Consider the following 13,739-nt stretch of genomic DNA (forward strand, 5'->3'; position numbering starts at 1 on the left):
GTCCCGCTATTACCGGTGTCCTGATATCAGGCCCTATCGACGAATATGGGATATATGCAGACAGGCAACCAAAACCGCCCGCCTCTCTGACCGCCAGCCCAAAGCGGTAAAGCCGAAAGACAAGGACTATGTCCTCAATGATGGAGACGGGTTACCAGCCGCGCGTGAGGGTCGGCCACGGCCGAGGCACTGGTTACAGCCCAAAACGCTGGATAGCGCTGATGCCCTGGTATCTGCAAAATGGTGCCGTGCCCTTCGATAACAGCCAAATTGAGAATTTTGATCCGACCGTGAGCGTTTAGGCGCTTGAACTGGTTGTTTGCAGCGTCACTGCGCGATGGCGAACTGGCGGCCGCGATCATGGACTTGATCCCGTCGGCACGTAAGAATGGGCATGACTCGTATGCGTATCTGAAGGACGTCTCACGCGGCTACCGACGCAGCGCGCGAATGAAATTGGGTAATGGCTACCACATCAGTGGGTACCTGCTGACTTTGGAAATCCGTACGAAGTGGAGTCTTATAGATGCGCCCTTTGGCCGAATGTGACCTTGAAAATTTCAAAGATATCCGTTTCGTGCTTACCGACATGGACGAAACCCTGACCTTTAAAGGTCGACTTGCGGCTGAAACGTATAGCGCGCTGGAGCGCCTGCAACGCGCCGACATTCGCGTAATCCCAGTTACAGCGGCGCCCGCTGGGTGGTGCGACCAGATGGCACGAATGTGGCCTGTGGACGGTGTGATTGGAGAAAATGGAGGTTTGTTTTTCCGCCGAAGCGAGGATCCTCACCACCTGGAGCGTGAATATTGGCATCAGGGGCAAGCAGCTGAGCGGGCACGGCAGCAGAGGGAACTACTGATATCAACCATTCGCGAACAAGTCCCGTGGGCCCGGCTTGCCGCAGATCAAAGTTTCAGACAGACAAGCATTGCCTTCGATATTCCGCATGAAAGTGAAAAACGGCAACAACTGAGTCAGGTGATCATCGAAGCTGGAGCCGAGCACACCTTCAATAACCTGTGGGCTCTTGCCTGGTTTGGAAGCTACGACAAGTTAACTATGGCTCAGCGAATATTGCGGCAGGTTTATGGTTTGGTAGCGGATCAGGAGCAAAACCAAGTTTTTTACAGTGGTGACTCACTGAACGATGCCCCCATGTTTGGGCACTTCAAACACACCTTAGGTGTCAGCACTATCCATGATTGTCTGGACGAACTGCCTTTCAAGCCGGCCTGGGTTAGCGCCGGTGCTGGTGGGAGCGGATTCGTCGAAGCAGCGGATGCGATTCTGAGGGGGCGGGCTCTTTAGACAAGAGCACATAACTTTCAAGCCCTGCCCTGGCCGGCAAGAGCCTGCACCGCAGGCTAAAATATGATGAGACTGCAACCTCACCGCTTTGCAGTTGGGAAGCTGTTTCGGCTTGAGCCTTACCTCCGATCTCATCTTTAAACTCGTATATTCCCAGCCTTTTGAGAATGATTTTCCGTGTTCACGCGACACGCCTGGTTGAAAGACGGTCAAAGACCGAGGGTCTAGCCCGTCTCGCTGCCTGTATGGCATAAGCACTGCAGGAACCCTGCCGCGGTTCAGGCTCTGGGGCCCCACTTAATACAACGGAGAATAATAAGGTGGAAAAAAAGATCGTTGAATCGGGCAAACGCAACACCATGAGCCGGGTGCTGGCGGCAGCGCGTGAGGAATTCTCGGCCAAGGGGCTGGCCGGCGCGAGAGTAGAAGAAATCGCCAAAGAAGTCGGCGTCACCAAGCAACTGGTTTACCACTACTACGGCTCCAAGGAAGGTTTGTTCGTTGCAGTGCTGGATGAGACCTCGCAAAACATTCACACCGAACTGGCGGGGCTGGAGGTTGATCATCTGCCGCCTGCGCAAGCGATGCGAGCACTGCTCAATCAGTTTTTCGACCAGTATTGCAACGATCCTCTGCTGGGCAAGTTGGCCCAGGAGGGCATTCGGTATCATGGCGGCCATGACACGCCGCGTAACCGCTTCCTTGAATCGACGCCGCTGATGATCGACAAGGCGGGCAAGGTGCTGCAGCGCGGTATCGAATCCGGAGATTTCAAACCTGGCATTGAACCCCGGTTATTTCTCGCTGCAGCGGCGCTGCTGACCACCGGTTGGTTCACCAACGGTTATTCGACTTCAGCGCTTGCCGGGATGGACACCACGTCGGTCGAGGGGCTTGAAACCTGGCGGCGCTATTCGGCGGATTTCATTCTCGCCAGCATCACTCAAGCGAGGGCGTAAGCCAGCGCGCGCGCAGTCGCGCCAGCGCGGTTCGATCAAGACCGGCATGCGCCTGCAGGTACTCATCGATCGATCCATACTGGCGATGGATGCTCTCGAAGGCCGCCAGCAAGTAAGACGGTCGTGCGTCCAGTACGGTATCCATTGCGGCCTCGCTGACCGATTGTCTGGCCAGCCTGAACACGCCATGGGCCATAGCCTCCTGACGCACAGGATCGAGGTCCGCGAAGCGCCGGCCCGAGCGCTGGTAATCGGAAAGGATGTCCGCCTGCGAAACCCCAAGGCCGTGCAGCAGCATGGCCACGGCGAAACCCGTACGGTCCTTGCCTGCCGCGCAGTGGATCAACACTGGCACATCGCCTGACTCAAACAGCCCGAACAACGCAGCCAGATGCGGCGCGAGCATGGCCGGGAAACGCCGGTAGATATCGAGCATCATGTTTTCGGCATTTTCAGCGCTGGGGTCCTCCGCCAGCCGCTCGACGAAACCTGGATCTGCGCGCACGTCGGCAATCACCTCAAGGATCAACTGACGCAAGCCGTGTTCGGGCAGACGGTTGGGGTATCGCTCACGCTCGCCCAGGCTGCGCAGGTCGCAGACTGTTTTCACGCCTAGTTCTTTCAACGTCAGCCAGGCGCTCTCATCCAGCTGATGCAACTGATCCGAGCGCAATACCGCGTGCCCGGCGATGCGTTGCCCGCTGGCCGTCGGCATGCCCATCAAGCTGCGAAAGTTGTCGGTGCCCGAGAGACGCAATGTCTGGAGTGAATCGGCGTTCGCCAAAGAGGGATTGCAGGGTGTGGTCATCGCCAATCGTTCCTTGTTGAGCTGAGCCCAGAGGTTAGCGCCGAGCGACCTGAAGAGCAGTTGCGCCGGGCTGTATTCGTTTCACCGTTGGTAAAACGCTTGAACGGTCGCGGCGACGTTTATTGGCTAAGTTAGGTGGCGATGCAACGGCATCCCGCGCAGATAAAACTCCTTATAAATCCAATAAACGGAGACTGTTTCCATGAGATTCCCCCTCGCCCTGTGCATTGTCCTGAGTGGCACTGCGACGCTGGCTGATGCTGCCGTAACCGCCGACGAAGCGAAACAGCTTGGCACCACCCTGACCGAGTTTGGTGCCATCAAGGCGGGCAACGCCCAAGGCACGATTCCGCCGTATGAAGGCGGCCTGCGCACCTCGCCAGCGGACTATAAACCCGGCGGTTTCTGGACCGATCCCTTCCGCGATGAAAAGCCGTTGTTCCGGATTACCGCGAAGAATGTCGATCAATACGCCGATAAATTGAGTGCAGGGCAAAAGCTGTTGCTCAGCAAATACCCGGACACGTGGTACATGGATGTCTACCCCAGCCATCGCACTGCGGCGTATCCGCAAGAGATGCTCAAGGCGACCGTGCGCAATGCCACCGGTTGCTCGACCAATAATGGCGGTCTGTCGGTGGACATTGCTTGCCGAGGTGGCTTGCCGTTCCCGATTGCCAAGACCGGCAACGAAATGATGTGGAACCAGTTGCTGCGCTACAAAACCGGTCCGACCGGCATGGCGGATCGGCACACCAGTTGGATCGTCGACGCCAACGGCAGCGTGACCAAAGCCGCGCAACAAGAGGGCTACGAAGAATCTCCCTACTACCAGACTCAGCTCAGTGATCGCGACCCGGGCGTCTACACCCGGGTGTGGACGGTCAATACAGAACCTGCGCGGCGGGCCGGTGAGATGAGCGGTATATCCGACTTCCTCGACCCTACTCAGAAACCGCGCCGTGCCTGGAGCTATTCGCCGGGACAGCGACGGGTCAAGCTGGCACCGGAGTTCGCCTATGACACGCCGGTCGCCAGTCAGGGCGGTGTGACCTTGTTCGACGAACTGCAAATGTTCTGCGGCAGCCAGGATCGTTTCGATTTCAAGCTGGTGGGTCGCCAGGAGATGTACATCCCGTACAACGCCTACAAATGGTATTTCGGTATCAAGCCCGCCGAGCAATTCATGAAGAACCACGTCAACCCGGCAGTCGAGCGCTGGGAGTTGCATCGCGTCTATGTGGTGGAAGCGACCCTCAAGCCCGGCATGCGCCACGTCTACAGCAAACGTCGCTATTACATCGACGAAGACACCTTCGGCGCTGGTCTGTATGACGCCTGGGATCAGCAGGATCACCTGTACCGCACGATGTACATGGCCGGGGTGCAGATCTACGACAAGGACATCCCGTACGCCACCAAAAACGCCATTTTCGACTTCAACAAGAACATGTATGGCGTCATCAACGACTTCCTCATCGGCAGCATGACTTTCGTCACTCAAGCGCCGCCCAACATGCAGATGAACCCCGAAGCCATCGTCGGCAGGGTGACACAGCGTTGAGCCGCAGCTGAACGACGAACCCCGAACGCATGAGGACATACGATGAAACGACTTGAAGGCAAGGTGGCGATCGTCACCGGTGGTGGCGGCGGCATTGGTTCTGCAACCGCCCTGCGGCTGGCAAACGAAGGCGCGAAAGTGGTGTGCGCCGACATCAATCTACAGGCCGCCGAACGTGCGGCGGCTGCGCTGGGCGGCAACGGCCTGGCGGTCTGGTTCGACGCCGCCGATGCCGCAAGCATCGGGGCCATGGTCGATCAGACGGTGCAGCACTTCGGCAGGCTCGACATCCTGCACAACAACACCGCGATCACCGATCCCGAAACACACGGGCAAGACCTCAGCTTGCTGGATATCCCGCTTGAGGTCTGGCGCAAGACCCTCGACGTGAACCTGACCGGCTACATGCTCAGTTGCCGCTTTGCCATCGCACACATGATCAAAACCGGTGGTGGGTCGATCATCAACACGGCGTCCGGCTCGGGCCTGCGCGGGGACAGAGTGCGTATCGCCTACGGCACCAGCAAGGCGGCGGTGATCAACATGACCCGTTACATCGCCGCACAGTATGGCCGCGAGGGTGTGCGCTGCAACGCCATCGCGCCCGGCGTCATTGTCACCCCCGCGATGCGCGCCACCGCCCCCGACATACTGGCGATTGCCCGCCATTACGTACTCACGCCACGTTTGGGCACGCCTGAAGACATTGCCGCGTTGACGGCGTTTCTGGCCTCAGACGAGTCGGGTTACATCACCGGCGAATGCATCGAAATCAATGGCGGAAAGAACAGCTGCCAACCGCACTACGCCGAAGCGAATCTGCATCCCACAGGCAAGGAATCGACGCCATGAGCGATAGGCAAATAATCGAAACCGATGTCGTGGTGGTGGGCTCCGGAGGGGCGGGCCTGACCGCCGCCGTGGTTGCCGCAACTGAGGGGTTGCGCGTGCTGCTGTTGGAAAAGACCGAGTACTTCGGCGGCACGACGGCGCTGTCCGGCGGCGGCATTTGGGTGCCCTGCAACCGACTTGCCAGCGAAGCCGGGCTTAAGGATGACCCTCAGCTCGCGTTGCAGTATGCCGAGGCGGTGGTGGGTCCGACCGTGCGCCGGGATTTGCTGCGCGCTTTCATCGATGCCGCGCCACGCATGGTCGATTACCTGCACGCCCACACGCGTGCGCGCTTTGCCGTGCAGCGCGGCTTTGCCGATTGGCATCCCCAGCTCTCAGGGGCATCGACCGATGGGCGTTTACTGTGCCCGGTGGAGTTCGACGGTCGTGAGCTGGAAGACTATTTCACCCAGTTACGCCCGCCGCTGACTGAATTCAACGCACCTGGCGGGATGATGTTCGCGATTGCCGACATGCCGCATATCGCCCGGGTCACCCAATCATTCAAGTCCTTCAGACACGTCGCCAGGCTGGCGCTGCGCTTTGCGTTCGACCGGCTGCGTCATCCGCGCGGCACTCGCTTGACCATGGGTAACGCGATGGCGGCGAGGCTGTTGCGCTCGGCACTCGATGCCGGCGTCACGTTGTGGAAAGACACGGCGATGCTGGAATTAATCAATGAAGGCGGCGCAGTCAAAGGTGTCATTGCGCTGCGCGCAGGGCGGCCCATCGAGATTCGCGCGCGACGCGGGGTGGTGCTGGCCACGGGCGGTTTTTCCGCCAACGAGGTGATGCGTCGAGCGTATTTTCCGTTTGCCGAGCACCATGTTTCGCTGGTGCCTGAAGGCAATACCGGCGACGGGCTCCAGCAGGCGCAAAGCGTGGGAGGTCGCTTCGATGGAGAGAATCTGAGCAATGCCGGGTGGGTCGTCGTGTCGGTGTTGCGTCAGGCCAATGGCAAGTTGCGCAAGTTTCCGCACTTGTACATGGACCGTGGCAAACCGGGGTGCATCGCTGTCAATCAACACGGGCAGCGGTTCGGCAACGAAGCCGCCACCAATCTGGTAGAACCCATGCACCGTACCGGCTCGGTCCCTGCGCATTTGATCTGTGACCGCCACTTCATCAAAAAATACGGCCTTGGGCTGGTGCGTCCCGGTGGTTGGGGGCTCAAGCGCTTGATTAGCCTGGGCTACATCCTCACAGCGCCAACGCTGGAAGCTCTCGCGTCGCGCATCGGCGTGAGCCCCGATAACCTGCTGGCGAGCGTTGCCCGCTTCAATGCGCAGGCGCTGGCGGGAGTGGATGACGATTTCCACCGTGGCCGCGACAAGGGTGATCTGCCGCTGGGTGATCCAGCGCATCAGCCCAATCCGTGCCTCGGGCCGCTCAATGATGGCCCGTTCTACGCCGTGAAGATTTTCCCCGGCGATTCAACGACCACCGTCGGCCTGCGCATCGATCACAACGCCTGCGTGCTCAACGCCGACGACCAACCGATCCCTGGCCTGCATGCGGTGGGCCTGGACATGAACTCATTGTGGCGCGGCCGCGCACCGGGCAATGGCGCAAACAACACCTTGAGCCTGACTTTCGGTTATCTCGCGGGCATGCACCTGGCGACGGAAGAAATAGCCGCATCACCCCGGCCAGCATCACAACAACAAGAAAAGGAGTCGCTCGATGGTCACGTCCACTGACAAACCCAAGGTCTCGATAGCGGTCGACTGGACCGAGTTCGGCCAGGGTTGGAGGGTCTTGATTCTTGCGTTGATCGGCATTGCAACCTCGGTAGGTGTTGCACCCATTTACGCATTCGGCACGCTGGTGCTGCCGTTGCAGGAAACGTTCGGCTGGTCACGCGGGGAGATTCAGTCCGCAGCGGCCTTTCAGTACGCCAGCTCAGTGGTGGCCTTTCAATTGGCTGGCTGGCTGAACAAACGTTACGGCCTGCGGCCCGTCACACTCGTTTCGTTGCTGGTGCTGCCGCTGGCATACGTGCTGATGACGTTCAACACAGGCCACCTTTGGCAATTGAACCTCGGCTTCGCGTTGTTGGCGTTCGCCGGAGTCGGTACTTTGCACGTCACCTGGACGCAATTGACGTGTCTGTGGTTTGACAAGAACCGAGGCCTGGCGCTGGCGATCATCCTCTGCGGTACCGGACTGACGGCGCTGATCTTGCCCTCGTTATTGAGCTGGGCGATCAGCCAGTGGGGCTGGCGTGCGTGGTTTTGGGGGCTGGCGGCGCTGCCGCTGATGATCACTCTGCCGCTGTCGCTGCTCTGGTTGCGTTCATCGGTCCCGGTTTCGACTGATCATCCAAAGGACTTGGTCGACACATCGAAAACGGGGCGCCTGACCGGGTTGAGTCTGCGTGAAGCACTGCGTTCGGTACGCTTCTGGATCGCCAATTGCGCGTTCTTTCTCGCCGTGCTCGGGATGATGGGGATGATCACCAATGCAGTGCCCCTGATGCGCGACAGCGGGTTGTCTGCCGCCGAGGCCGCCAGCGTATTCGGTGCCTTCGGCGCGTCCTTGATCGTCGGGCGACTGATCATCGGCTATTTGGTGGATCGACTGTGGGTGCCGGGGGTCGCGTTCTTCGTGCTGATGTTGCCGGCATTGGGCTGCCTGTTGTTCACCACCGTCGGTGCGCACATTCCGCTGCTGATTCTGGCCTGTGTTTTTGCAGGGCTCGGGGCGGGCGCCGAGATGGACGTGGCGTCCTATTTGATGGCGCGCTATTTCGGCTTGCGGGATTACAGCCGGATTTTTGCCTTGCACATGAGCTTCACCGCTATCGGCAGCACGATTTCGCCCGTGCTGTTCGGCACCTTGTTCGAGAAGACCGGCTCCTATCACGCGATGTTGATGTTTTGCATGGCCGGATTCGCGGTAGGCGCGCTGTTGATGCTGGCGATGGGGCGCTACCCGGTGTTCGCCAACACTGAGCACCCACAGCCCGCCAAGACCATGACGGCGCAGACTGCGTCCAGCACCTGAGTCAGGCGACCCTTCGCGCCAGCCGGCAGCCGGGCTGGCGCCGATTGATTCAACGCAGCCGCGCCTCGGTCGACGCCATCGTGTCCATGTATTCGCGACCTTCAACGATCAGCCCGTCACGAATCACCAACAGGTTGTGGTAGGTGTTGCGGTACACCCGATCCTCGAAAACCATCTCACCCTGCGCTTCATAGGCGACGCGATCCCCTTCGGCCGTCAGCCCGGTAATCACCACCGAGCGTTTTTTCGCGCTCAGCAGACCGTTGCGCACGGCGGCGTTGAACGTCTCGCGGTCAAGCTCGCCGCGCCCCAGCACCCACCATTTCACATCGGCATGCTGTAACGCCAAAAGCGTGTCCATATCGCCGTCGATCACCGCTTGCGAGTAGCGCTGCACCAAGGCCTTGTTCGCTTCAGTAATACTCATGCTCATCGTCTCAGTCCTCCAGCAAGTGCTGCAGATGCGCAACCACCTGGCGCGCGTTTTCGCCCAGCTTGGGCCTGCGACGCGGTTTTTTGCCGGCGGTCAGCAGTTTTATCGACTCGAAATCCTCGGCCGCGGTAAAGAAACGATCGACGATCTCGACGCCGTTTTGCTGCCCCCACTCATCGACATTAGCCAGCCAGGCCTGCATCCCGTACAGCGGCCAACGACGGAACTGCTCCCACGCCGCGTTCTGGTCGAGCACGCCCTCGGCGCCAAGGCTGATCAGCTTCTCCCGGTAGATTTCGACCAGATCCCAAGCGCTGGCACGTCGCTCTTCGATGGTCAGTGCACCCAGCATGAAATAAGCGATGTCGCGCCAAGGCGTGCCCTTGCGCACCAGTTGCCAGTCCAGCCAGACCCGCTCGCCGTTGTGCCGCAAGAAACTGTTGCCCTGATGCGAATCGCCATGCACCAGGCAAATGGGTTGCTTTTGCTCCAGCTCGAACGTGCTTAACTCATCGAACGCATGGGAAAACAGCTCCGGCGTGTCGTACATCCACTGCGGCAGAATCGCCTGATACTCAGTTTTGCGCAGGTTCAAACGCATGTAGTTGTACATGCGCAAAAACTGGTCGTAGTCCACAGGGTGCGCCATCGACGCAGCCAGCCAGCGCTGCGCCTTCAACTGCGGGCTGTTCCATTGCGCCGCATGCAGCATCGCCAGCGACTCCAGTCCTTTGGCCACACCGTCTACGCCAAGGTGATGGGTGCTGTGACCAAACTCGCCCGGCGCCAACGCCAGGTCCTCCATCATCACAACGCCGCGACCGCCACCGTCGCCGTCCCAATCGCAGAAATACGAATCGGCAATGGGTGTCTGCAAGTGATCACGCATGAAGTGATAGAAGCGCGCCTCAAGCTCACAAATCTCGCCACTTTCGAAGCCTTCCGACCAGTTGGATTTGAGGCAGACATGCCGGGGAATCCCTGCGGCGATGCCAACATCATTAAGCTCCAGGGCCAGGCGCAGCTTGGTCGTATGACCGTTGCGCACCTCGACCGTATCGAAGTTCTGGACAACGATGCCTGGGTAGCGATTGGCCAACACGCCGGTGAGCCATTGCGGGGTAATTTCATGCAGGTGGCGTGGCAGTCGGCCCACGCGTGCGGGGTACAAACGCTCTGCCAGGGGAGCTTTGATGATTGTCATTGTTTTAATTATCTCTGTTCGGCGAAAGACCAGGGATTCAGCGCTACAACGCCTGAACCGCAGGCGAAGTGTCGACCAGCACAAAGCGCCCAACAAGACAAAACCCGCCTGCACGCCCCGGAGTTGTTTGACCAACGGTCAAACGCAGGCGGGCCATCGGCACGTTCAAACATCCGCCGTAGTTCCGGCAGCCGTGGGTCGGCGGCCCTCTTCGCGCATCTCGCGAACGTGCAAAGCGCCCGCCCGGCGGCCTTGTTTCCAGATGAACTCAAGTGGGGCGCGTAGATCAACACTCAGAGCGACTATTCAGTTGGCTCAATTTCGAGGTAACAAAAATGAAAAATAGAACCTTAATGTTGTGTTTGCTCGTCGCATTTCTGCCTCTCGGCGCTGTCGCTGATGAAGCCGAAATAGAAAATAACTTTAACGGTCTGGACATCACCACGCAGGTCGCCGGTGGGACTATCGGCGGTACTGGTCCGGGTGCATCAAGCGGGCCACAAGTCACGAAAGTGACCAACAATACATCGAGCAAGGTGCGGTGCGAGTTGAAGGCCGGGCCTGCCGAAACCACTGACGATACGCCCGGCCCGGTCACGATCGAACCGCACGAATCCGCGCCTCTGAGCCTGCCGGGCAATTACGCCAGCGCCACATTCAAGGCGACACTGACTTGTGACAAGGCTTAGGTCCTGAGTCTGTAACGCGTACAGCCACGCCAAGCCCTGAATTTCCAGCAAAATTCAGGGCTTTTTTCTCGTTTGAGAGGTTTTATTCACGGCGTGTTTTCAGCGCAAAAGCCGTAGTGATCTTTGACTCACCAACTCACCCTGACGCCCAAAGTCCCACTCACGGTCTCAAGCGATTCACTGTCCAGATTGGTGTCGTAGTCCACCGCGAGATACACACTCACACTCGACGACAACCTCGCCGCCACCCCAGCCCCCACATCGGCGCTGGATGACTTATGCTCGCTCTTGATCCGATCCACGCCGTTGTAGGTGACGGTGTCTTTACCCGCGAAGGTGTGCCAGCCATTGGCCCGTACATAGGGCTCCATCGGCGTGTCATTGACCAGATAACGACCTTTGAGCCGGGCGCCAACGCGGCCAGTCCAGTAGTCCTGGGAGTCGAAGGAGACGTCGGAGATGCCGTCGTTCTGCTTGTCGAGGTCCACGCTCTGGTGGATGACCTGGACTTGCGGTTCGAGCACCCAATGTTCGGAGATCGGCAGGGGGTAGCCGCTTTCCAGCGAGAGGGTGACGGCGCGGCCTTCGGTGTCGAGTTTGACGCCACGGTCGGAGCGATTGGTGCCGCTGAGGCGGGTACCCATTGCGACGGCGTCGAGGTACCAGCCTTGGGGGTCCGAAAGGGTCCAGTAGGCGCCGTAATGATCACCTTCAAGCTTCAGGTGGCCCGCCTTGCGGTGCTGGAAGCCTTCGGCGAAGCCATCGACGTCGCCTCGTAAACGGCTCTGGCCGACGAAAAATCCGAAGCGCTGCAGCAGGCCGGAATCAGTCGTCGAGGCATAAAGATCGTGACCGATCTGATAGCCCTGGCTTGAGCCGTCAATGCGTGGCGATACGGTGCCTGACCAACTTTTGCGCATGTCGCTGCCGTAAATGCGTGCCCAACCGGCGGGCACGACGCCCGTTTCGGTCAACAGACTTTGTTCGCCCTGACGATCATGAAAAGTCCCCAATGCAGAAAGCGTCATCATTTGCGCCGCAGGAACGACGACCGAGTAAACCGGGACTTCCAGGCGGTAGAGCGGGATCGGATCGGCGCCTGGCGTGGCTTGCGGAACGGGCGGCGTGGTGGCTGCAGGTTCTGGCGAAGTGGTCGCTTGCGCCGTCGAGGGCGCTGCCGGAGGATCTCGAGGAGCAACCGGGGCGGCGGTTGGCGCTTCCACAGGCGGCTCGTCGGGATCGACGGTTGGCGGGGGTGCGGCGACCGGCGTCGTGAGGGGTGGCACTGCCACGGCTGGCGGCGCGGGCGGGGTTGACAACAATCCCACAGCCGCCACCGAAGAACGCAGGTACCAGTTGTTCTCGCTGCCTGCGGTCACACCGCCCTTGAACAGGTAATACTGATAAGCGCCAACTGAGAGAGTGCCTTTCAGCGCAAAGGCATCGTTGGTACTGGTCGCCCCGTTGCGCGCCTCAACGACTTCGATGCCGTTGGCTCGAGTCAGCCCGCCCAGGCCTCCCAGGTTTGTCACACCCAATTGCGTGTTGCCGCTGATCGAGCCTTGGGACACCACCAACTTATCGCTGGCCGACGTGTCATCACCCAGCACGGTTTGCACCAACAATTGCCCACCCTGGCCGACGTAGTTGCCATAAACGCTGAGCGTATCGCTGGCAGCCGAGCTGTCGCGGGCCATGTCGATAATCCCGGCATTGTTGAGCGTTGCGAGCCGGTCCGCCTCATAGGGCCGAATCGAGCCTTGGGTCGCGGTCAGCGTGCTGGAGCTATCGACATTGAATGTGCCGGTGGTACTCGTGCTGTCACCGAGGAAAAAGCCGCCTGCGCCGAGGTTGAAAGTCGACTGATCGTTGAGATTGACTGTCTCCCAACCGACGTAACGCGACGGGTTGGCTGATGAGGTGTTGCTGAAGGTCAGGGTATCGGCGCCCAGGCCGCCATCGAGCGAAGGTGTCGGGGCGAGCGTGCTTTGCGTCAGGTTGGCGACCCGCGCTATATCGTCGCCATCACCCATCAGGACCGAAGATTTGATCTGCCCTCCCCCGTCCCAGCTGAATGTATCGTTGCCCGCACTGGCGCGGACTTCTCCGGAAATCACACCACCCGTCACACTGATGTTGTCGTTGCCGCCACTGACGCTGACATTGCCGCCGATGGTTCCGCCGGAGATGCTGATGGTGTCGCGGCCAAAGCCGGTCACCAGATTGCCGACGATCTGGCCGTTCGACATGTCGAAGATATTGTTATCGAGCTTCATGTCGACGCGACCGATTTTGCCACCCGTCATGGTCGCCACATCGCCGTCTTCGAAGGCCCCAACGATGGTTCCACCGCTCATGAAAAACGTGTCGCGACTATCGCCCTGCGCCAACGACTGAATAGAGCCTCCAGTCATCTGGAAAATATCGGGTGCCGCGCCCTGCGAGACAGCACCGGCAATGGTGCCCGCGCTGATGCGGACAGTATTGGTGCCATCGCCCTCGGTAACGGAACCCTGGATCGTGCCAGAATCCATCAGCAACAAATCAGCCCCTGGACCGAACTGCACATTGCCGTTGATGGTTCCAGTGCCCCCTTTGGGGAAGCTCAAGCGATTGTTGCCCGATAAATCGGTAAGAGAGGAACTGCTACCACTGTCACAAACATAGCTGTCGTCGCCTGCACCGGTTGTCAGTGTGCAAGCTGCCTTAATCTCCGTGACCGGCAATAACAACATAGATACGCAAGACATATAGAGAATATTGCTGACGCCCGCCCTGAAGGGCTGCTTCATCAGAATACTCCTTTGGGCATGACCCAAAGCGGATTAATTCCTTTTAATGACCGCTGCCTAATGCGTCAGATGGCACCGAGT

Annotated in this window: 11 protein-coding genes and 1 pseudogene; 8 read left to right on the forward strand and 4 right to left on the reverse strand. The window is 59.4% G+C overall.

Annotated features, from left to right (window positions below; all coding sequences use genetic code 11):
• Positions 1-168 precede the first annotated feature (168 nt).
• From CE491_RS02990 to CE491_RS03000, 3 genes and pseudogenes are all read left to right on the forward strand, one after another.
• A pseudogene (locus tag CE491_RS02990) lies at positions 169-464 on the forward strand (transposase domain-containing protein); the annotation flags it as partial.
• Positions 465-526: 62 nt separating this feature from the next.
• The gene (locus CE491_RS02995) at positions 527-1,312 is read left to right on the forward strand and encodes an HAD-IIB family hydrolase (RefSeq protein WP_110946884.1); all 786 of its coding nucleotides are present in this window, start codon (positions 527-529) and stop codon (positions 1,310-1,312) included.
• A gap of 359 nt (positions 1,313-1,671) precedes the next feature.
• Positions 1,672-2,271 (forward strand): TetR/AcrR family transcriptional regulator, encoded by a 600-nt coding sequence (locus tag CE491_RS03000; RefSeq protein ID WP_110946906.1) that lies wholly within the window; start codon positions 1,672-1,674, stop codon positions 2,269-2,271.
• Here the strand turns inward: CE491_RS03000 and CE491_RS03005 are convergent.
• The gene (locus CE491_RS03005; protein ID WP_110946885.1) at positions 2,252-3,079 is read right to left on the reverse strand and encodes a tyrosine-protein phosphatase; all 828 of its coding nucleotides are present in this window, start codon (positions 3,077-3,079) and stop codon (positions 2,252-2,254) included. The two genes, CE491_RS03000 and CE491_RS03005, sit on opposite strands and share 20 nt — an antisense overlap.
• A 202-nt stretch (positions 3,080-3,281) precedes the next feature.
• On the opposite strand from CE491_RS03005, the gene CE491_RS03010 reads away from it, so the two are divergent.
• The 4 genes from CE491_RS03010 to CE491_RS03025 are packed head-to-tail and all read left to right on the forward strand — an operon-like array spanning position 3,282 to position 8,540.
• The gene (locus CE491_RS03010) at positions 3,282-4,643 is read left to right on the forward strand and encodes a DUF1329 domain-containing protein (protein ID WP_110946886.1); all 1,362 of its coding nucleotides are present in this window, start codon (positions 3,282-3,284) and stop codon (positions 4,641-4,643) included.
• A 42-nt stretch (positions 4,644-4,685) separates the two neighbouring features.
• The gene (locus CE491_RS03015; RefSeq protein ID WP_110946887.1) at positions 4,686-5,495 is read left to right on the forward strand and encodes an SDR family NAD(P)-dependent oxidoreductase; all 810 of its coding nucleotides are present in this window, start codon (positions 4,686-4,688) and stop codon (positions 5,493-5,495) included.
• Positions 5,492-7,234 (forward strand): FAD-dependent oxidoreductase, encoded by a 1,743-nt coding sequence (locus CE491_RS03020; RefSeq protein WP_199884959.1) that lies wholly within the window; start codon positions 5,492-5,494, stop codon positions 7,232-7,234. The genes CE491_RS03015 and CE491_RS03020 overlap by 4 nt, the downstream gene beginning before the upstream one ends.
• Positions 7,218-8,540 (forward strand): MFS transporter, encoded by a 1,323-nt coding sequence (locus tag CE491_RS03025; protein ID WP_110946888.1) that lies wholly within the window; start codon positions 7,218-7,220, stop codon positions 8,538-8,540. Before CE491_RS03020 ends, CE491_RS03025 begins: the two co-directional genes overlap by 17 nt.
• Positions 8,541-8,589: 49 nt before the next feature.
• Here the strand turns inward: CE491_RS03025 and CE491_RS03030 are convergent, their stop codons facing one another.
• Positions 8,590-8,973 (reverse strand): nuclear transport factor 2 family protein, encoded by a 384-nt coding sequence (locus CE491_RS03030; protein WP_199884960.1) that lies wholly within the window; start codon positions 8,971-8,973, stop codon positions 8,590-8,592.
• Between the two features lie 4 nt (positions 8,974-8,977).
• On the reverse strand, positions 8,978-10,177 hold the full coding sequence (locus tag CE491_RS03035) for a phosphotransferase (protein WP_110946889.1): 1,200 nt from the start codon (positions 10,175-10,177) through the stop codon (positions 8,978-8,980).
• Between the two features lie 335 nt (positions 10,178-10,512).
• Here CE491_RS03035 and CE491_RS03040 point away from each other — a divergent pair, with 335 nt between their 5' ends.
• The gene (locus tag CE491_RS03040; protein ID WP_199884961.1) at positions 10,513-10,866 is read left to right on the forward strand and encodes a hypothetical protein; all 354 of its coding nucleotides are present in this window, start codon (positions 10,513-10,515) and stop codon (positions 10,864-10,866) included.
• 128 nt (positions 10,867-10,994) lie between these two features.
• Here the strand turns inward: CE491_RS03040 and CE491_RS03045 are convergent, their stop codons facing one another.
• Entirely contained in the window at positions 10,995-13,658 is a 2,664-nt protein-coding gene (locus CE491_RS03045) for an autotransporter family protein (RefSeq protein ID WP_110946891.1), read from the reverse strand.
• Between the last annotated feature and the right edge of the window lie 81 nt (positions 13,659-13,739).

Source organism: Pseudomonas bohemica, assembly GCF_002934685.1.
GTDB lineage: Bacteria > Pseudomonadota > Gammaproteobacteria > Pseudomonadales > Pseudomonadaceae > Aquipseudomonas > Aquipseudomonas bohemica.